16 protein-coding genes are annotated in these 17,804 nt (G+C 72.0%); 12 read left to right on the plus strand and 4 right to left on the minus strand.

Annotation, left to right across the window (positions count from 1 at the left end):
* Positions 1-82 precede the first annotated feature (82 nt).
* The 3 genes from ABZ810_RS31805 to ABZ810_RS31815 all read left to right on the plus strand — a co-directional run bounded on the left by ABZ810_RS31805 (position 83) and on the right by ABZ810_RS31815 (position 5,549).
* Positions 83-2,365: a SpoIIE family protein phosphatase gene (locus tag ABZ810_RS31805; RefSeq protein WP_358409603.1), complete on the plus strand. Its 2,283-nt coding sequence runs from the start codon at positions 83-85 to the stop codon at positions 2,363-2,365.
* A 256-nt stretch (positions 2,366-2,621) separates the two neighbouring features.
* Positions 2,622-4,301, plus strand: coding sequence for an RNA polymerase sigma factor (locus ABZ810_RS31810; RefSeq protein WP_358409604.1), 1,680 nt, complete (start codon positions 2,622-2,624; stop codon positions 4,299-4,301).
* A gap of 261 nt (positions 4,302-4,562) precedes the next feature.
* The gene (locus tag ABZ810_RS31815; RefSeq protein ID WP_358409605.1) at positions 4,563-5,549 is read left to right on the plus strand and encodes a hypothetical protein; all 987 of its coding nucleotides are present in this window, start codon (positions 4,563-4,565) and stop codon (positions 5,547-5,549) included.
* A gap of 83 nt (positions 5,550-5,632) precedes the next feature.
* On the opposite strand, the gene ABZ810_RS31820 is transcribed toward ABZ810_RS31815, so the two are convergent.
* Positions 5,633-6,373 (minus strand): peroxide stress protein YaaA, encoded by a 741-nt coding sequence (locus ABZ810_RS31820; protein ID WP_358409607.1) that lies wholly within the window; start codon positions 6,371-6,373, stop codon positions 5,633-5,635.
* A gap of 50 nt (positions 6,374-6,423) precedes the next feature.
* Between ABZ810_RS31820 and ABZ810_RS31825 the strand changes: the two genes are divergently transcribed.
* Entirely contained in the window at positions 6,424-7,167 is a 744-nt protein-coding gene (locus ABZ810_RS31825) for a GNAT family N-acetyltransferase (protein WP_358409609.1), read from the plus strand.
* Between the two features lie 113 nt (positions 7,168-7,280).
* Here ABZ810_RS31825 and ABZ810_RS31830 read toward each other — a convergent pair whose 3' ends face one another.
* From ABZ810_RS31830 to ABZ810_RS31840, 3 genes are all read right to left on the minus strand, one after another.
* Positions 7,281-7,511: a hypothetical protein gene (locus ABZ810_RS31830; RefSeq protein WP_358409610.1), complete on the minus strand. Its 231-nt coding sequence runs from the start codon at positions 7,509-7,511 to the stop codon at positions 7,281-7,283.
* A 144-nt stretch (positions 7,512-7,655) separates the two neighbouring features.
* Complete coding sequence (locus ABZ810_RS31835) at positions 7,656-8,729, minus strand: ABC transporter permease (protein WP_358409612.1); 1,074 nt, start codon at positions 8,727-8,729, stop codon at positions 7,656-7,658.
* Positions 8,726-9,628, minus strand: a complete 903-nt coding sequence (locus ABZ810_RS31840; protein WP_358409614.1) for an ABC transporter ATP-binding protein — start codon at positions 9,626-9,628, stop codon at positions 8,726-8,728. Before ABZ810_RS31840 ends, ABZ810_RS31835 begins: the two co-directional genes overlap by 4 nt.
* A gap of 228 nt (positions 9,629-9,856) precedes the next feature.
* Here ABZ810_RS31840 and ABZ810_RS31845 point away from each other — a divergent pair, with 228 nt between their 5' ends.
* The 8 genes from ABZ810_RS31845 to ABZ810_RS31880 all read left to right on the plus strand — a co-directional run bounded on the left by ABZ810_RS31845 (position 9,857) and on the right by ABZ810_RS31880 (position 17,772).
* Entirely contained in the window at positions 9,857-11,947 is a 2,091-nt protein-coding gene (locus ABZ810_RS31845) for a DNA topoisomerase IV subunit B (RefSeq protein ID WP_358409616.1), read from the plus strand.
* Positions 11,948-12,045: 98 nt separating this feature from the next.
* Positions 12,046-13,050 carry an NAD-dependent epimerase/dehydratase family protein gene (locus tag ABZ810_RS31850; RefSeq protein ID WP_358409618.1) on the plus strand — a complete coding sequence of 335 codons (1,005 nt, stop codon included), beginning with the start codon at positions 12,046-12,048 and terminating at the stop codon, positions 13,048-13,050.
* On the plus strand, positions 13,047-13,706 hold the full coding sequence (locus tag ABZ810_RS31855) for a glycosyltransferase family 2 protein (RefSeq protein WP_358409620.1): 660 nt from the start codon (positions 13,047-13,049) through the stop codon (positions 13,704-13,706). The genes ABZ810_RS31850 and ABZ810_RS31855 overlap by 4 nt, the downstream gene beginning before the upstream one ends.
* The gene (locus ABZ810_RS31860; protein WP_358409622.1) at positions 13,703-14,344 is read left to right on the plus strand and encodes a TIGR04282 family arsenosugar biosynthesis glycosyltransferase; all 642 of its coding nucleotides are present in this window, start codon (positions 13,703-13,705) and stop codon (positions 14,342-14,344) included. The genes ABZ810_RS31855 and ABZ810_RS31860 overlap by 4 nt, the downstream gene beginning before the upstream one ends.
* Positions 14,341-14,958 (plus strand): SAM-dependent methyltransferase, encoded by a 618-nt coding sequence (locus ABZ810_RS31865; protein ID WP_358409624.1) that lies wholly within the window; start codon positions 14,341-14,343, stop codon positions 14,956-14,958. The genes ABZ810_RS31860 and ABZ810_RS31865 overlap by 4 nt, the downstream gene beginning before the upstream one ends.
* Complete coding sequence (locus tag ABZ810_RS31870; protein ID WP_358409626.1) at positions 14,934-16,061, plus strand: molybdopterin-dependent oxidoreductase; 1,128 nt, start codon at positions 14,934-14,936, stop codon at positions 16,059-16,061. The genes ABZ810_RS31865 and ABZ810_RS31870 overlap by 25 nt, the downstream gene beginning before the upstream one ends.
* Positions 16,058-16,477: a hypothetical protein gene (locus ABZ810_RS31875; RefSeq protein ID WP_358409628.1), complete on the plus strand. Its 420-nt coding sequence runs from the start codon at positions 16,058-16,060 to the stop codon at positions 16,475-16,477. The genes ABZ810_RS31870 and ABZ810_RS31875 overlap by 4 nt, the downstream gene beginning before the upstream one ends.
* Positions 16,474-17,772 (plus strand): hypothetical protein, encoded by a 1,299-nt coding sequence (locus ABZ810_RS31880; protein ID WP_358409629.1) that lies wholly within the window; start codon positions 16,474-16,476, stop codon positions 17,770-17,772. Before ABZ810_RS31875 ends, ABZ810_RS31880 begins: the two co-directional genes overlap by 4 nt.
* Positions 17,773-17,804 lie beyond the last annotated feature (32 nt).

Consider the following 17,804-nt stretch of genomic DNA (forward strand, 5'->3'; position numbering starts at 1 on the left):
GAGCGTTAGCCTGCTCCCATTCACTCATAGTGATGAAGACTTGCCTCGCGGTACGGGACCCCCTGGGACGGAGGTGTTGTCCATGAACACCGACACGTCCGTTCCGCGTCCCCGGATCTCTGGGGTGGAGGGCAAGCCCATGGATGCGTCCGACTCCGCGCTGTACGCGACGTTGATGAAGGAGGCCCCCGCCGGGTTCGCGTTCTTCGACACCGGGCTCGGTTGCCGCCGTGTCAACGACGCGCTGGCCCGGCTGCTCGGCGTGGCGACCGGCGACCTGCAGGACCGCCGCCCGGCCGAGTCGCTCCCCGAGGAGCTCGCGACCGCCTTCGAGACCGCGCTGCGCAAGGTCCTGGCCGAAGACCGGCCCCTGGCCGACGTCGACCTGACCGTCTCAGGCCCGCCGGCCGTGCCGCGCCCGGCTGAGCCCGCCGACGCCGGCACCACGGCCTCCGGCGAGGCGCCCGGCGGAGGCGATCCGCACGCGGAGCCCGGCGCCGCGACGTCCAACGGGCCCGATCCGGCCGCCGAGCCCGCCGATTCCGCCACGGTCCGCACCGATTCCGACACGCCCGGACGGCTGCTCGGCGACGAACGCATCCTCACCTGCTCCTGGCTGCCCTCGCACGGCCCCGACGGCAAGCTGCTCGGCGTCGTGCTCACCGCGCTCGACGTGACCGAGCGGCGCCGCGCCGAGGAGGTCATCCGGCGCAAGGAGCAGCGCTACCGCTCGCTCGTGGAGGCCAGCTCCCAGGTGGTCTGGGTGGCCGCGCCGGCCGGCGGCGTGATCGACGACGCGCCCGAATGGCGGGCGATCACCGGGCAGACGCAGGACGACTACGCGACCGACGGCTGGCTGGCGGTCGTGCACCCCGAGGACAAGCCGCGCATCGAGTCGATCTGGCGCGACTGCGTCGAGGACAACCGCGTCTTCGAGACCAACTACCGGATCCGCACCAAGAGCGGCACGTACCGGCACTTCGACGTGCGCGCCGTGCCGATCTGGCAGGGCGAGTCGGTGATCGAGTGGGTCGGCGCCAACACCGACGTGACCGGCCAGCGCGAGGCCGAGGAGATGCGCGGCCGCCTGACCGAGCAGCTGTCGGCGGCGGCGCTGCGCACCGCGCGGTTGCAGCAGGCCACCTCGATGCTCGCCGAGGCGCTCACGGTCAGCCAGGTCGTCCAGGTGATCACCGAGGTGGGCCGGTCGGCGATCGGCGCCGACTACTCCGCGGTGGCGCTGCTCGACGACGACAAGCTCCGGCTCAGCATCGTCGCGCCGTCCCAGCCGGGCGCCGAACGCGACGGCGAGGGCCGCGGCGGTTCCCGCGACGACTTCAAGGTCAGTGACCAAACCGTTATGTCGGTGGCGGTGCGCGAGAGCCGGCCGTTCCTCGCCGAGCATCCCGACAGCCTCCGGCTGCAGCTCGGCCGCGACGAGGCGGGCCTGTTCCTCCAGCACACCGAGGAACGTGCCTGGGTGGGCCTGCCGCTGCTCGCGGCGGGCGCGCCGATAGGAGCCCTGCGCTTCTCGTTCACCCGCCCGCGGGAGATCACCGAGGAGGAGCGGGTCTTCCTGGAGGCCCTGGCGGGCCAGTGCGCGCTGGCGGTCGAACGCGCGCTGCTGTTCGAGCGCGAGCACAAGACCGCCGAGGAGCTCCAGCGCAGCCTGCTGCCCAGCGACCTCCCGCAGCTGCCGGGCATGCAGCTCGCGGCCCGCTACAACCCCGCGACGCGCCACGTGCAGGTCGGCGGCGACTGGTACGACGTGTTCCGGCTGCCGGACGACCGGCTCGCCGTCGCGGTCGGCGACGTGATGGGCAAGGGCGTCCTCGCCGCGGCCGGTATGGGCCGCGTCCGCAACGCGCTGCGCGCCCTGGCGCTCAACGACCCGCGGCCCGCGGCCGTGCTGGCCGGCCTCGACCGGCTGTTCAGCGCGACGGAGGACGAGGAGCAGTTCACCACCGTCGCCTACGCCGTGATCGACCCCGAGACCGGCAAGGGCGCGTTCAGCAACGCCGGGCATCCGCCGCCCTTGCTGATCTCGCCCGACACGCCCGCGCGCGTGAGCACCAGGGAAGCCGGAACGCCCCTCGGGTGGCCGAGTCAGCGCCAACAGACAAGTTTTTCCATCGAGACCGGCAACACTGTGGTGTTCTATTCCGATGGACTTGTGGAGAACCGTAGGCGTGGAGTGGACGTCGGCCTCGAGGAGCTCGTCTCCGTGGCCGCGGACGCTCCACCTGAAGTGGTAGGAGATCCCGAGAGACTCGTCGACTTCCTGGTCGATCGCATGCTTGCCGGGTATGAGCAAGTGGACGATGTGACCGTACTTGCCCTGCACGTCCCGCCGAAGTCCGCTTGATCACCACCGAAGACCCGCGAGAAGACGGCGTAGTGCGTACGAAGGACCGCTCCGCGCCCCCTAAGGTGGTGTGTTACCGGGCAGGACGTCCATGCGGAATGCGCAGCCGTGCCAGAATGCTTGACCCTAGTAAGAGCGGGTACGCTGCGGTCCCGCACCGGGGAGTCCCGCCCAGTGTGTGGCCCCACCCCGTGTGAGGCCGGGCCCGTCAGGGCACTTGGGTCAACCAAGCCACACGTTCGTTCGAGAGGTATTTGTGTCGCCTGCTAGCTCGACCTCGAAAGCTTCAGATCTGCACGAGCACGTCATCGCGCAACTGATCGAGCGTGGACGGTCCCAGGGTTACCTCGAAGCCGACGACGTACGACGTACGTTCGAGGAGGCCGACATCCCCGTGTCGAAGGCCTCCAGCATTCTGCGGAGCCTCAGCAAGGAGGGTGTGACCGTCATGGTGAGCGCTGCCGACTCCGCGGCGCCCAAGCGTTCGCGCAAGCGCGCGGCGCCGCCGGCGCGCAGGCCCAAGACAGCCGCTGCAGCTAAAGAGCAGCCCGACACGGTGACCGCGGTCGTGAGTGACGAGGACGAGACCGCCGCCGCGCCGACACCGGCGCCCGCGGCGAAGAAGGCCGAGCCCAAGAAGGGGCCGGCGAAGCCGAAGAAGCCCGGAGCCAAGAAGGCCGCCGCCGCCGAGCCCGCCAAGGGCCCGGTCAAGAAGGCCGGCAAGGCGGGCGACGACCCCGAGCTCGAGGACGAGGACGTCGACGTCGCCGACCTCGATGTCGCCGACCTCGCCGACCTCGAGGCCGACCTCGAGGAGGTCGCCGCCGACGGTGAGCAGGGCGAGACCGACGAGACCGAGGCCGAGCCCGAGGAGGGCGCGCCCGCCAAGGCTCCCGTCGCCAAGGCCGCGGGCAAGCCGGGCGAGGCCGCCGAGGGCCCCGCCGGCCCGACCTCGGAGGAGGAGTCGTTCACGCTCAGTGACGACGAGGACGACTCTCCGGCGCAGCAGATCGCCGCGGCCGGCGCGACCGCCGACCCGGTCAAGGACTACCTCAAGCAGATCGGCAAGGTCCCGCTGCTCAACGCCGAGCAGGAGGTCGAGCTCGCCAAGCGCATCGAGGCCGGCCTGTTCGCCGAGGAGCGCCTGGCCGCCGACGGTCCGACGATGTCCGAGGAGGACCTCGAGGACTTCGAGTGGATCGCCGAGGACGGCCGCCGCGCCAAGAACCACCTGCTCGAGGCCAACCTGCGACTGGTGGTCTCGCTGGCCAAGCGCTACACCGGCCGCGGCATGCTCTTCCTGGACCTGATCCAGGAGGGCAACCTCGGTCTGATCCGCGCGGTCGAGAAGTTCGACTACACCAAGGGCTACAAGTTCTCCACGTACGCCACCTGGTGGATCCGGCAGGCGATCACCCGCGCGATGGCCGACCAGGCCCGCACCATCCGCATCCCGGTGCACATGGTCGAGGTCATCAACAAGCTGGCCCGCGTGCAGCGCCAGATGCTCCAGGACCTGGGCCGCGAGCCCACCCCGGAGGAGCTGGCCAAGGAGCTCGACATGACCCCCGAAAAGGTCGTCGAGGTCCAGAAGTACGGCCGCGAGCCCATCTCGCTGCACACCCCGCTGGGCGAGGACGGCGACAGCGAGTTCGGTGACCTCATCGAGGACTCCGAGGCGATCGTCCCGGCCGACGCGGTGAGCTTCACGCTGCTCCAGGAGCAGCTGCACTCGGTGCTCGACACGCTGAGCGAGCGCGAGGCGGGCGTGGTGTCGATGCGGTTCGGCCTCACCGACGGCCAGCCCAAGACGCTCGACGAGATCGGCAAGGTCTACGGGGTGACGCGCGAGCGCATCCGGCAGATCGAGTCCAAGACCATGTCCAAGCTGCGTCACCCGAGCCGCAGCCAGGTCCTGCGCGACTACCTGGACTAGGCCCGGCACGACCACCGGAGGACGCCGGTCCCGCCATGCGCGGGGCCGGCGTTCCCGCGTTTCCGGGCACGGTGTTACGCGCGTGTGTACGTCCCGGAGGGCGGCCAGGCGATCACCGATGACTCGTGGAAAACCTCCAGGTCAGGGCTTCCCACGGCATGTAACACACTATTTACATCCAAGTAGCGTCCGCAGCCTCGCCCGTTCCTACGCTTCCGCGCTATGGGACTCATGGAGCTTGGTCGGGCGCCTGGAGGTCCGGTGGAGCAGCACAGGCTCGGCCGGCCCCCGGCGGCCCGCCCCCGCACACCACAAGTGATCGGCGGACGTCCCTGGATGGACCCCGTTCTCGACCACGCCGTCGAGGCCGTCCGCGACCGTTACCTGCGCGCCGGCGTGTACGCCCTGGCGGAGGCCCGTGCCGACGCCGAGCTGCGGTCGCTGCGCGTCGAGGCGCTCAGCAAGGCCGGCATCGGTTACAGCCAGGGCATCGAGGCCCTGCTCGCCGAGGACCCCGGCAACCCCGACCTGTGGTTGTGGCTCGGCCGCACCCGCGTGGAGGAGGCCTGGAAGATCAGGCCGGACGCCCGCGCCCGTGCCGTCCAGGCCGCCGGCTACACGGCGTTCACCAAGAAGTTGCGGGCCGCCCGCGAGCCGCTGATGACCGCGGCGGAGATGTGGCCGGACGACCCCGTGCCGTGGGAGAGCATGATCTGGCTGGCGCTCGGCCTCGATCTGGACCGCGAGGAGAAGGACGCGCTCTGGAAGGAGGCGCACCACCGCCATCCGACCCTGTTCGGCTCCCACGTGGCCCGTGTCGTCCAGCTGTCCCCGCAGTGGGGCGGGGTGCCGGAGGAGATGTTCGACTTCGCTCGCTTCGCGATGAGCATGGCCGACCGCGCCGACCCGCGCGCGGCGCTGGTCCCGCTCGCCTACTTCGAGTACTTCGTGCAGGAACGCTCCGGGATCATCCGGGGCGCCTCGTCGTGGTTCTCGTCGGACGAGATCCGCGACGTCGAGGGCGCGGCCCGCGGCTGGTTCGAGGGGCCGTACCCGCACCCGCGCACGATCGAGGCGCACAACCTCTTCGGCGCCGCGTTCCACCTGGCCGACGCGCGCCGTCCCGCCCGCCAGCACCTGTCCCGCACCTGGGGCCGGCCCAGCAGCCTGCCCTGGACCTACCTGGGCGGCGACGAGGTCGCGCAGTACGTCAAGGCCTGCCGCCACCTCAACGTGCACGCCGCCTGACCGGGCGCGGGGTGAGCCGACCCTGGGGCGTGTCTCGAAGTCGACTGCCCCGCTCGCCACGGACGCCGACCTCGAGACACGCCCTAGGCGAGGATGACGTCCAGATTGGAGCCGTTCAGCTCGACCGTGTAGCCGAGGCCGGCGACGGCCTTGAGGAGCTGCTCGGGGGTCTCCGGCGCGGCCCCGGCCTTGATCAGGTCGTGCGCCACCTTTCCGCGGGTGGCCTTGGCCATGTGGCTGACGACGGTGCGCTTCGGCACGCCGCCGAGGATGTGCTCGCGGAACACCCGCACCGCCACCGCCGGCCGCGGGGGCTTCCACGCGGCCGCGTACGGGCCCGATCTCATGTCGACCACCAGCTCGCCGCCGGTGTGCAGCGCCTCCTTGAGGACGGGCCGCCACAACGCCGCCAGCCGTCCCTCCTCGGGCAGCGAGACGCCCATGGCCAGGCGGTACGGCGGGATGCGGTCGGTGAGCCGCAGCGCGCCCCACAGGCCGGAGAAGACGACGATCTGGTCGGCCGCGCGGTCGGCCGGGAGATCGGCCAGGTCGAGGTTGTCGTACAGCACGCCGGTGTAGAGCCGCGCCACCGGGAGCGTCGCGGCCGTGAACAACCCGCGGTTGCGGCCGAGCGCCTCCACGACCTGCCCGGCGGGCAGCCCCAGGACCTCCGGCGCGTCCGCGCGCAGGCACACCTCGCCGAGCGCGCACAACACCCGTTCCCGGGTCGGGTTGAGCTCGGGGAAGCTCAGCCCGGCCAGATCGAGCGGCGGGCCGTCCCCGTCGGTCGCCTTACGTTCCGACGGCGGCAGCAAGATGAGCAACGGTTCTCCCGGGAGCATGACGACGGCGTGATCCGCGTAGGGTGCTGCGGATGAACGGCGCGAACGCTGACCTGAACGTCGACGATCTGGTGGCCGCGGCCTGGCCCGCCCCGTACTCCCAGAATATTGGCGGGTGGGTGCTCAGGCACGCCGCCGGGGTCACCAAGCGTGCCAACTCGGTGCTCCCGGCCGGTGATCCCGGGCCGCTCGACACCTCGATCGACCAGGTCGAACGGTTCTACGCGGGTCTCGGGCAGCCCGCCGTGTTCTCGGTCACGGGCCGGGCGCGCCCCGCCGGGCTGGACGAGCGGCTGGCGGCCCGGGGCTACGCGCGGGTGGACCCGACCCTGGCCATGATCAGGGAGCTCGACGGGCCGCCGGGCGTGGCCCGGGACGGCGCGGGCGCCCCGGACGGCGTGGTGGTGGGCGGGGAGCCGTCGCGGGAGTGGCTCGACCTCTGGTGGTCGGTGGACGGCCGGTATCCGGAGCAGCTGCCGATGGCCGAGAAGATCCTCACCGGCGTTTCGGCCGGTTACGCGATGCTCGACGGGGTCGCCGCCGGACGCGCCGTGCCGCAGGGAGAGTGGCTGGGGATCTACGCGATGGCGGTGGCGCCGGAGGCCCGGCGGCGCGGGCTGGCCAGGAGGGTCCTGGCGGCGCTGCTGGACTGGGGGCACGCGCGGGGCTGCCGGCGCGCCTATCTGCTCGTCGTGGAGGGCAACACCGCCGCGCGGGCTCTCTACGACGGGGCGGGATTCACCGTTGCGGGTGGTTATCACTACCGCGTGAAGTGACCGAACGCAGATCGTGCATATACGGAGAGTATTGGCGTGATAACTGTGCGGAATGCGAACGGCGGCCACCGTTGTCGGTGACCGCCGTCGCGGGATTCATTTATGTCAGGGGCTTACCGCTCGACCTCGGGGGCGGTAGCCGGAGATTCATTCAGCCTGTCGCTCTCGTCCTGAATGTCGGCCCCGTTCGCGCGGAGGGCCTCTGCGTACTTACGCCCATGGTGGGCGCAGAACAGAAGGTCGCCGCCGCCTACAAGGACAGCACGGACGTAGGCCTGGGCGCCACAGCGGTCGCAACGGTCAGCGACGGACAGCGGCTTGGTTGGGGCAAGGGCTCCAGTCACGGCACCTTCCTCATGCTCGGGGTCGGTACTTAGGAGAACATCTAACCCGACGCTGACGTTCCCAACCTGCCTACGAGTACGCCCAGAGCAGAATGGGGCAATAAGTGACCGACATCACACGCTTTGGCAAGGGTTTTATGAACGTCACGCGTCATCCCAGCGGAAGAGTCTGGTAGCGACCAATCCGCCGACCACCGAGATGCCGAGAAGGATGGCGATCTGGGGCAGGGCCGATCCCGGTCCAAGGCCCCTCGTCATGACGTTCAGCATCCCCTCGTTCAGATAGCGCAGCGGGAAGACGTACGAGATCGCCCGCATCCATCCGGGCGACGCGTCGATCGGGAAGAACGAGCCGCCGAGGAAGGCCATCGGCAGCACCACGAGCTGCGTGACGGTCTGCGCCGCCTCCTGGGTCTTGGCCCAGGCGCCGATCACCATGCCGATCGACAGGAACGCCAGCACCCCCGAGACGACCAGCGGGATCGCCATCCACCAGGAGTCCTCCAGTCGCAGCCCGAAGAACGGCAGCCGCGCGACCGCCAGGAACAACACCAGCTGTGCCATCGCGATGCCGACGCTGACCGTGACCCGGGCGCCGAAGACCGCCGAGATCGGGGCCGGCGACAGCCGGAGCCGCCGCAGGATGCCCTTGGTGCGCCAGGTGACCAGCGTCTGCGAGGCGCCGAACACGCCCGCCGAGGCCAGCGCCCAGCCCAGCAGGCTCGGCGTGAAGAACTGGATCGCCTTGGTCGAGTCGTCCTCGACCTGCTGCACGCTGAGCTCGTAGACGGGCGGCCTGCCGGTGGCCGCGATGTTGGCGGTCTGCACGATCGAGTTCAGGGTGCCGCGGACGGTCCCCGACACCACCTGGTCGGCGGCCGAGTAGTGGACGATCACCTCGTTGCCGCGCTGCTCGACGGCCGCGGCGGCGTCGCCCTCCTCGACCTTCTTCAGCGCGCCCTTCAGGTCGGTGCTCTTCGTGATCGACATGACCTTGTCCAGCTCGGCGCCGGCGCCGGCCTTGGCCTGGTCCAGCACCTGCACCGTGCCGACCTCGATCACGTCGGCCTTGGAGGTGGTCTGGTTGCCGAACACGCCACCGAAGATCACCAGGAACATCAGCGGGAAGAGGATGGTGAAGAACAGCGCCCCCCTGTCCCGCAGGAATCCCCGCACCATCGCGCGGGAGAGGCTCTTGAAGCTGGCCAGCGTGCTCATGCCCGGTACTCCCGTCCGGTGAGATCGAGGAAGACGTCCTCCAGGGTGGCGCCGCGGATCTGCACGCCGTCCAGCGCGTCCCTGGCGGACAGGGCGGCGACGACGGCCGAGGGATCCCGGGTGGAGATCGTCAGCGAGACGTCGTCGTCGGAGACCTCGTCGGCGCCGGGCAGGTCCTTCGCCTCGTCCTCGGCCAGCACCCCGCTCGCCACGCTGACCCGGGTCGGCGCGTCCAGCCCGCGCACCAGCGAGGCCGGCGGGCCGAGCCGCAGGATCTTGCCCCTGTCCATGATCGCGACGCGGTCGCAGAGGATCTCGGCCTCGTCCATGTAGTGCGTGGTGAGGACGATGGTGCGGCCGGCGGTGTTGATCTCGCGCAGCAGGTCCCACAGGTTGCGGCGCGCCTGCGGGTCGAGTGCCGCGGTCGGCTCGTCCAGGAAGACCAGCTCGGGGTCGTGCACCAGGGCGCAGGCGATCGACAGCCGCTGGGCCTGGCCGCCCGACAACTTCTCCACGCGCACGTCGGCCTTGTCGGTGAGCCCGACGGTCTCGATCATCGCGTCGGCCTTCTTCGCCGGGACGCCGTACAGCGAGCCGAACGTCTGGAGCTGCTCGCGCGCCGTCAGCCGCTCGAAGAACGACGAAGCCTGGAGCTGCACGCCGATGCGGGGCAGTAGCCTTGAATTGCGCGGCCACGGCGGCAGCCCGAGGACCGCGACCGTCCCCTCGTCCGCCTCTCGCAGCCCTTCGATGATTTCCAGCGTGGTCGTCTTGCCCGCCCCGTTCGGGCCCAGGATCCCGAAGAACTCGCCCTGGTCCACCTCGAACGACACGCCGTCGACGGCCCGCACGTCCCCGTAGTTCTTGCGGAGACCGGCAACACTGATCGTCTGTGCCATGATCTGCACGTTACGGAGCGCCAGGTCAGGGGACACCCCACCACGGGTGGAGTTGGAAGACTCCACCCGTCGCGCCGACCCGAACTCGACCCCCCGGGATGTATTCGATGGTATGTTCGAACATCGCGATCACCGGCTCGCCCGCACCCAGCGGCGAGCCTTCAGGAGGACCGTCGGCTCCCAGGAGTACCCTGCCACCGACGTCCATCCCCCGAGGAGCACACGCAGTTGACCGCCGCGACCGCTGAAGAAGTGACGACCGACGACCAGCACGGCTACTCCGCCCGGCACCTCTCGGTGCTGGAGGGGCTGGAGGCCGTGCGCAAGCGACCCGGCATGTACATCGGGTCGACCGACAGCCGCGGGCTCGCCCACTGCCTCTGGGAGATCGTCGACAACTGCGTCGACGAGGCGCTGGCCGGTCACTGCACCCACATCGGCGTGACGATGCACCCCGACGGCTCGTTCGAGGTCGTCGACAACGGCCGGGGCATCCCCGTCGACATCGAGCCCAAGACCGGGCTGCCCGGCGTCGAGGTCGTCATGACCCGGCTGCACGCGGGCGGCAAGTTCGGCGGCGTGTCCTACACCGCGTCCGGTGGCCTGCACGGCGTCGGCGCCTCCGTCGTCAACGCGCTCTCGGCGCGGGTCGACGTCGAGGTCGACCGCGACGGCGCCACCCACGCCATCAGCTTCAAGCGCGGCCTGCCGGGCGAGTTCGCCACCCCCGGCCCCGAGGGGCGGTTCAAGAAGAAGTCCGGCATGCGCAAGATCCGCAAGGTGGCCAGGAAGACCACCGGCACGCGCGTGCGCTTCTGGCCCGACCTGCAGATCTTCCTCAAGGACGCCACGGTCGAGCAGCCGCTGGTCATGGACCGCATGCGCCAGACCGCGTTCCTCATCCCCGGCCTGACCATCGACGTCCGCGACGAGCGCGGCGAGGAGGTCGTCGAGGAGACCTTCCGCTTCGACGGCGGCATCAGCGAGTTCTGCTCCTACCTGGCCAAGGACGCCGAGATCGTCGACGTGCTGCGGCTGCAGGGCAACGGTCACTTCACCGAGACGGTTCCGGTACTCGACGATCAGGGTCACCTCACCCCCACCGACGTCGAGCGCGACCTCGAGGTCGACGTGGCGCTGCGCTGGGGCGGCGGCTACGACACCGTCACCAAGTCGTTCGTCAACGTGATCGCCACCCCCAAGGGCGGCACCCACGTGCAGGGCTTCGACCGCGCGCTGGTCAAGGTGCTCAACGAGCAGCTGCGCGCCACCAAGCTGCTCAAGAACGGCGACGAGAACGTCATCAAGGAGGACATCCTCGAGGGCCTCACCGCCGTCGTGACCGTCCGCCTGCCCGAGCCGCAGTTCGAGGGCCAGACCAAGGAGATCCTCGGCACCTCGGCCGCGACCCGGATCGTCCAGCAGGTCGTCGCGCGCGAGCTCAAGAACGTCTTCGACAACCCGGCGCGCGGCCAGAAGCAGCCGCTGCGCGCCGTGCTGGAGAAGGTCGTGGGCGCGGCCAAGACCCGCATCGCGGCCCGCACCCAGCGCGACAACCAGCGCCGCAAGAACGCGCTGGAGAACTCCGCCCTGCCCGCCAAGCTGGTCGACTGCCGCACCGCCGACGACCGCAGCGAGCTGTTCATCGTCGAGGGGGACTCGGCGCTGGGCACCGCCAAGCTGGCGCGCAACTCCGAGTTCCAGGCGCTGCTGCCGATCCGCGGCAAGATCCTGAACGTGCAGAAGGCGTCCGTCGCCGACATGCTCAAGAACGCCGAGTGCGCCGCCATCATCCAGGTGATCGGCGCCGGCTCGGGCCGCACGTTCGACATCGAGGCCGCGCGCTACGGCCGCATCATCCTGATGGCCGACGCCGACGTCGACGGCAGCCACATCCGCACCCTGCTGCTGACGCTGCTCTACCGCTACATGCGGCCGATGCTGGAGGCAGGCCGGGTGTTCGCCGCGGTGCCGCCGCTGCACCGGATCGAGCTCGTCAAGCCCAAGAAGGGCCAGGACAAGTACGTCTACTGCTACTCCGACGGAGAGCTGCGCAAGAAGCTGGTGGAGTTCGAGCGCAAGGGCCAGCGGTGGAAGGAGCCGGTCCAGCGTTACAAGGGCCTCGGTGAGATGGACGCCGACCAGCTGGCCGAGACCACCATGGACCCGCGCCACCGCATCCTGCGCCGCATCCGCGTGGAGGACTCCGAGGAGGCGGCCAAGATCTTCGATCTGCTGATGGGCAGCGAGGTCGCGCCCCGCCGCGAGTTCATCACCGCGGGCGCCGCCGAGCTCGACATCGAGCGCATCGACACCTGACCGGCCCGGCCGCGCGGCCCGCCGGCAAATCTTACGAGGTGCGTACGGCGAGCCGCGTTTCCGGCTGAACGGGCTCCCGGCGACCTAGCGTCGGGCGCATGAAGGTGCTGCTCACCGGCTCCGCCGGGTTCATCGGCTCGCACGTCGCCGACGTGCTGACCGCCGCCGGGCACTCCGTGCGCGGCCTCGACAACGGCACGGACGCGCGCGAGGACGTCCGGGACGCCACAACGGTGCGCCACGCGCTGCGGGACGTGGACGCCGTCTGCCACCAGGCCGCGATGGTCGGGCTCGGCGTCGACGTCTTCGACCTTCCCGGCTACGCCTCCGTCAACGTGCACGGCACGGCCGTGCTCCTGGCCGAGATGGCTCGTGCGGACGTCCACCACCTGGTGCTCGCCTCCTCGATGGTCGTCTACGGCGAGGGGGCCTACAGATGCGACGAGCACGGGGTCGTACGGCCGGGGCCGCGTGCGGAGAAGGCGCTGGGGGCGGGTCTCTTCGAGCCCGGCTGCCCTCGATGCGGCCGCCCGCTCGCCCCGGGGACGGTCGGCGAGGAGGCGCCGCTCGACCCGCGCAACGTCTACGCCGACACCAAGCTCGCACAGGAACATCTGGCCGCGTCCTGGGCCCGGATGACCGGCGGCTCGGTCGCCGCGCTCCGCTACCACAACGTCTACGGGCCGCGGATGCCGCGCGACACCCCTTACGCGGGGGTGGCGGCGCTGTTCCGGTCGCGGCTGGAACGGGGCGAGCCGCCGCTGGTGTTCGAGGACGGGCGGCAACGGCGCGACTTCGTCCACGTGCGCGACGTGGCCCGGGCCAATCTCCTGGCGCTGGACCATGTGGTCGCAGGGGACGCGGGGGCGTTCCGCGCGTACAACATCGCCAGCGGCGGGCCCCGCACGATCGCCGACATGGCGGGGGCGCTGGCGGCGGCGTACGGAGGTCCGGAACCGCGGGTGACCGGCGGTTACCGGCTCGGCGACGTGCGGCACATCGTGGCCTCGCCGGAACGTGCGCGGTGCGAGCTGGGATTCCGGGCGGAGGTCTCGTTCTCCGACGGGATGGCCGAGTTCGCCGGAGCGGGGGCGGTCGCATGATCGACGTGGTGCTGCCCTGCCTGAACGAGGCGGAGGCCCTGCCGTGGGTGCTGGCGCGGATGCCCGAGGGCTACCGGCCCATCGTGGTCGACAACGCCTCGACCGACGACTCGGCGAGCGTCGCCCGCGAGCATGGCGCGACGGTCGTGGACGCGCCGGAACGGGGGTTCGGCGCGGCCTGCCACACCGGGATCCTCGCGGCCACGGCCGAGGTGGTGTGCGTGATGGACGCCGACGCCTCGCTCGACCCGGGCGAGCTGCCGAGGCTCGTCGCGGAGCTGGCCGCCGACCCGCGGCCGGGGCTCGTCCTCGGGCGGCGGCGCCCGGCCGGGCGCGGGGCGTGGCCGCCGCACGCACGGCTGGGCAACGCGGTGCTGGCGCGCTCGCTCAACCGGCGCGCGGGCACCCGGCTGCACGACCTCGGGCCGATGCGGGCCGCGCGCCGCGCCGACCTCGTGGCGCTGGACCTGCACGACCGGCGGTTCGGATACCCGCTGGAGATGGTGCTGCGGGCGGCGGGCGCCGGCTGGCGGGTCGTCGAACTGGACGTGCCCTACCTGCCGCGTACGGGCCGTTCCAAGGTGACGGGCACGGTCGGCGGCACCCTCAGGGCCGTCCGCGACATGCGCCGGATCCTCGCGGAGGCCGCGTCGTGAACGTCACCTACCTCGTGATCGCCAAAGAGCCGGTGCCCGGCCGCGTGAAGACCCGGCTCATGCCCGCGTACACGCCCGAGGAGGCGGCCGGACTCGCGGAGGCGGCGCTCGCCGACACCCTGGAGACCGTGGCGTCGGTGACGTCCACCGGCCGGGTGCTCGCGCTGGACGGTGCCCCCGGCCCGTGGTTGCCGCCGGGCTTCCGGGTGGTCGCGCAGCGCGGCGCCGGCCTGGACGAACGGCTCGCCGCGGCCTTCGACGACGCCTACACCGGGCATCCGCTCGTCCTGATCGGGATGGACACCCCGCAGGTGAGCCTGCTGCTGCTCCAGCAGGCCGCGCACGCGCTGCGGGCGCACGACGCGGTGTACGGCCCGGCCGAGGACGGCGGCTTCTGGCTGCTGGGCCTGCGGCGGCCCGACGCCGGGCTGATCCGGGGCGTTCCGATGTCGCGTCCGGACACGGGCCGGGTCCAGCTCGGCCGGCTCCGCGCCGCGGGCCTGTCGGTGGCGCTGCTGCCCGAACTGACCGACGTCGACACGGCCGCGGACGCGGGCAAGGTGGCGGCCGCCGCCCCGCACGGCCGGTTCGCCGCCGCGGTGCGCCGCGTGCGGGACGAACGGGCCGTCCGCGCATGATCGGCGAACTGTACGAGCGGGCCCTGGAGGGCTCGCACCGCGTCGAGATCGAGGACGCGGCGGGCCGGCGGCGCCCGCTGCCGGTGGGTGAATGGCTGGACCTGCGGCCCGGGGACGCCGCTCTCCTCGGCCGGTGCGCCGGCCCGACGCTGGACGTCGGCTCCGGCCCGGGACGGCTGACGGTCGCGCTCACCGAACGGGGCCTGCTCGCCCTCGGCATCGACATCGCGCCGTACGCGGTCGCGCTCACCGTGGCCGCGGGCGGGCCCGCGCTCTGCCGGGACGTCTTCGACCGGGTGCCGGGCGCGGGGCAGTGGCGGACGATCCTGCTGGCCGACGGCAACATCGGCATCGGCGGAGATCCGGTCGCGCTGCTGCGCCGGGCGGGGGAGCTGCTCGGCGCCGGCGGCCGGATCCTCGCCGAGGTCGCCGCCCCCGGGACCCGTTCGCGCACCGAGCGGGTCCGGCTGCGCACCGCCGGCAACGTCGGGGAGTGGTTCGCGTGGGCGCGGGTCTCCGCGGACGACGCGGCGATGTTCGCGGCGGGCGCCGGGGCCGCGGTCGCGGAGTCATGGGAGGAGGCCGGACGATGGTTCGTCAGCCTGCGGTTCTAGGACGTGCCCGGGGGCGCTTCAGCAGCCGCCTGCACGACGAGCGCACCGCGTCGTGGCTCGGCGTCTGGCTCGCGGTGGCGTTCGGCACCGCGTTCGTCACCGGGCTCATCAGCCATTTCATGCAGCATCCGCCGGACTGGCTGCGCTGGCCGTCCCGCCCGGTGAACCTCTACCGGGTCACCCAGGGCCTGCACGTCATCGGCGGCCTGGCCACGATCCCGCTGCTGCTGGCCAAGTTGTGGACCGTCTATCCCCGGCTGCTGCAGTGGCCGCCGGTGCGGTCGGCCCGGCACGCGACGGAACGCGGCCTGGTGTTCCTGCTCGTCGCGGGCGCCCTCTTCCAGCTCGTCACCGGGCTGCTGAACATCGCCTACTGGTACGCGTTCCCGTTCCCCTTCACGGTCGCGCACTACTGGACGGCCTACGTCGTCGTCGGCGCCCTGCTCGTCCACATCGCGAACGAGTGGAGCAAGGTCCGGCGGACGGTCATGAAACGTCCCGAGGACGGGATCGACCGGCGCGGCTTCCTGTTCACCGTCGCGGCGGCGTCGGCGGCCGTGGCGCTGACGACGGCGGGCGAGACGTTCTCGCCGCTCGCCAGGCTCGCCGTGCTCGCGCCGCGCCGCGTCGGCACCGGCCCCGCCGGAGTGCCCGTCAACACGACCGCGCTGGCCGCCGGGGTCTCGGCGACCGCGCGGGACGGTGGCTGGCGGCTGACCGTCACGGGCCGCGTCGGACGCGAGCTCTCGTTCACGCTCGCCGAGTTGCGCGCACTGCCGCAGCACACCGAGCGCCTCCCGATCTCGTGCGTCGAAGGCTGGAGCGCGGGCGCGACCTGGACCGGCGTGCGGCTGCGCGACCTGCTGCGGATGGCGGGTGCCGCCGACGACGCCCGCGTACGGGTCGAGTCGCTGCAACGCGGCGGCCCGTACCGGAAGTCGTGGGTCGACCCGCCGCACTGGAAGGACCCGCTCACCCTCCTGGCCCTCGACCTGAACGGGGCACCGCTCGATCTCGACCACGGCAGTCCGTGCAGGCTCATCGCGCCCAACCGGCCCGGCGTCCTGCAGACCAAGTGGCTGAACGCGGTGGTGATCGCGTGAAGGGCCGCCTGAAGGGCCGCGTCGTTCTCCACGTCCTCGGCGGGGCGTTCATCCTGCTCGGGCTCGGCGGGATCGTGGCCGAGTCCGAGCCGTGGCCCTGGCTGGTGTGGTTCGCCGGGGCCGCGATCCTCCACGACGCCGTGCTCGTGCCCGCCGTGCTCCTGGCCGGCGCGCTCACCGCCCGGCTGCCCGCCGCCGGCCGCCGCCCGGTCCGGGTCGCGCTGATCGTGGCGGGCGCGCTCGTCCTGGTGGCGCTAGCGATGATCAACAGCACCGGCCGCCGCCCGGACAACCCGTCGATCCTCCCGCTCGCGTACGGGCGCGGCCTCGCCGTCCTGCTGGCCCTGGTGGCGGCCGTCACGGCCGTCCGGCTCCTCTGGAACCGGGGCCGGCTCCGGAATCGGGTCCGGCGGTGACCGGGCGGATCGCCGTGCCGGTCTGGGCGGCGTTCATCGTGGCGTCGTTCGTGGTCGGGGACGTGCTGCGCGAGGCCGGGCTGGAGACCGAGGACAAGCTGCCGCCCCTGCACGCCGAGGCGCGCGGCGAGCCGCACACCTGGCAGATGATCCCGGCGATCTGCGTCGCCGTGGTCTGCGTCGCGGCGCTGCCCGTGCTCGCCCGGCGCCTGGGCTGGCGTCCCCTGCTCCTGGTGTCGTGGGCGGCGACGCTGGCGTGGACGGTCGCGCTCGCGTGCGGGGACGGGTTCGACCGCCTCGCGTGGCCGCTGGACGCCCCGTCCGAGTATCCGGCCGGGCTCGACGCCGTCCGGGCCGACCCGCTGGAGTGGCTGCGCACGTTCACCGACCGGCTGCACGGCTACCCCACCCACATCCGCGGCCATCCGCCGCTGCCCACGCTGGTGTTCTGGGCGCTGGACGCCGCCGGCCTGCGCGGGACGACGTGGGCCGCGATCGTGATCGTCCTCGTCGGCACGTCCGCCGTGGCCGCCGTCGCGCTCACCGTGCGCGGGCTCGCGGGCGAGGACATGGCACGGCGCGCGCTGCCGTTCCTGGTCATGGCGCCGCTGGTGCTCTGGGTCGCGACCGCGATGGACGCGTTCTTCCTCGGCGTCGGGGCCTGGGGGACGGCGCTCGTGGCGGTCGCCGCCAGGCGGAACCACCTCGTGGCGGCGCTCGGCGGGGGGCTGCTGCTCGGCTCGCTGCCGTACCTGAGCTACGGCCTGCTTCCGTTGTTCGCGGTCCCGGCGGCGGTGCTGATCATCGCCCGTCCGTCCCGGCGGGTCATCGCGGTGCTGGCGCTGGGCTGCGCGATCGTCCCGCTGGCGTTCACCCTGCTCGGTTTCTGGTGGCCGGACGGGGTGGCGGCGACGCACGAGACGTACCGGGTCAGCCGAGGGTCGGCGATGCGCTCCTACTGGTACTTCCTCGTCGCGGACTTCGCCGTCCTGGGCCTCCTCACCGGACCGGCCGTCGCCCACGCCCTGCCGTCCACGCTGGCGTCGCTCGGCCGGGCCGCGCGGGCCCGTGCGCTGCCGCCCGTGCCGGCGCTGCTGGTGGGCGCGGCGCTGCTGGGCATGATCGCGCTCGCCCTCTCGGGTGTGACCCGGGGCGAGGTCGAACGCATCTGGGTGCCGTACGCCGCATGGACGGTCGTCGCCGCGGGCCGCCACGCGCCCCCGGCCCGGGGCTGGCTCGCCGCCCAGGCGATCACCGCCCTGGTGGTGCAATCCCTCGTCCTGTCCGAATGGTGACGCGTGTCGGAGGTGGCTCTCCGTCCCGGATC

It is taken from the genome of Spirillospora sp. NPDC047279 (assembly GCF_040643285.1).
Lineage (GTDB): Bacteria > Actinomycetota > Actinomycetes > Streptosporangiales > Streptosporangiaceae > Spirillospora.

Excerpts from the sequence above, each read along its gene's own strand:
- ABZ810_RS31865 (WP_358409624.1), top strand. The coding sequence starts at position 14,341 with ATGATCGGCGAACTGTACGAGCGGGCCCTGGAGGGCTCGCACCGCGTC.
- ABZ810_RS31840 (WP_358409614.1), bottom strand. The coding sequence starts at position 9,628 with ATGGCACAGACGATCAGTGTTGCCGGTCTCCGCAAGAACTACGGGGAC.
- ABZ810_RS31825 (WP_358409609.1), top strand. The coding sequence starts at position 6,424 with ATGAACGGCGCGAACGCTGACCTGAACGTCGACGATCTGGTGGCCGCG.
- ABZ810_RS31835 (WP_358409612.1), bottom strand. The coding sequence starts at position 8,729 with ATGAGCACGCTGGCCAGCTTCAAGAGCCTCTCCCGCGCGATGGTGCGG.
- ABZ810_RS31870 (WP_358409626.1), top strand. The coding sequence starts at position 14,934 with ATGGTTCGTCAGCCTGCGGTTCTAGGACGTGCCCGGGGGCGCTTCAGC.
- ABZ810_RS31850 (WP_358409618.1), top strand. The coding sequence starts at position 12,046 with ATGAAGGTGCTGCTCACCGGCTCCGCCGGGTTCATCGGCTCGCACGTC.
- ABZ810_RS31855 (WP_358409620.1), top strand. The coding sequence starts at position 13,047 with ATGATCGACGTGGTGCTGCCCTGCCTGAACGAGGCGGAGGCCCTGCCG.
- ABZ810_RS31805 (WP_358409603.1), top strand. The coding sequence starts at position 83 with ATGAACACCGACACGTCCGTTCCGCGTCCCCGGATCTCTGGGGTGGAG.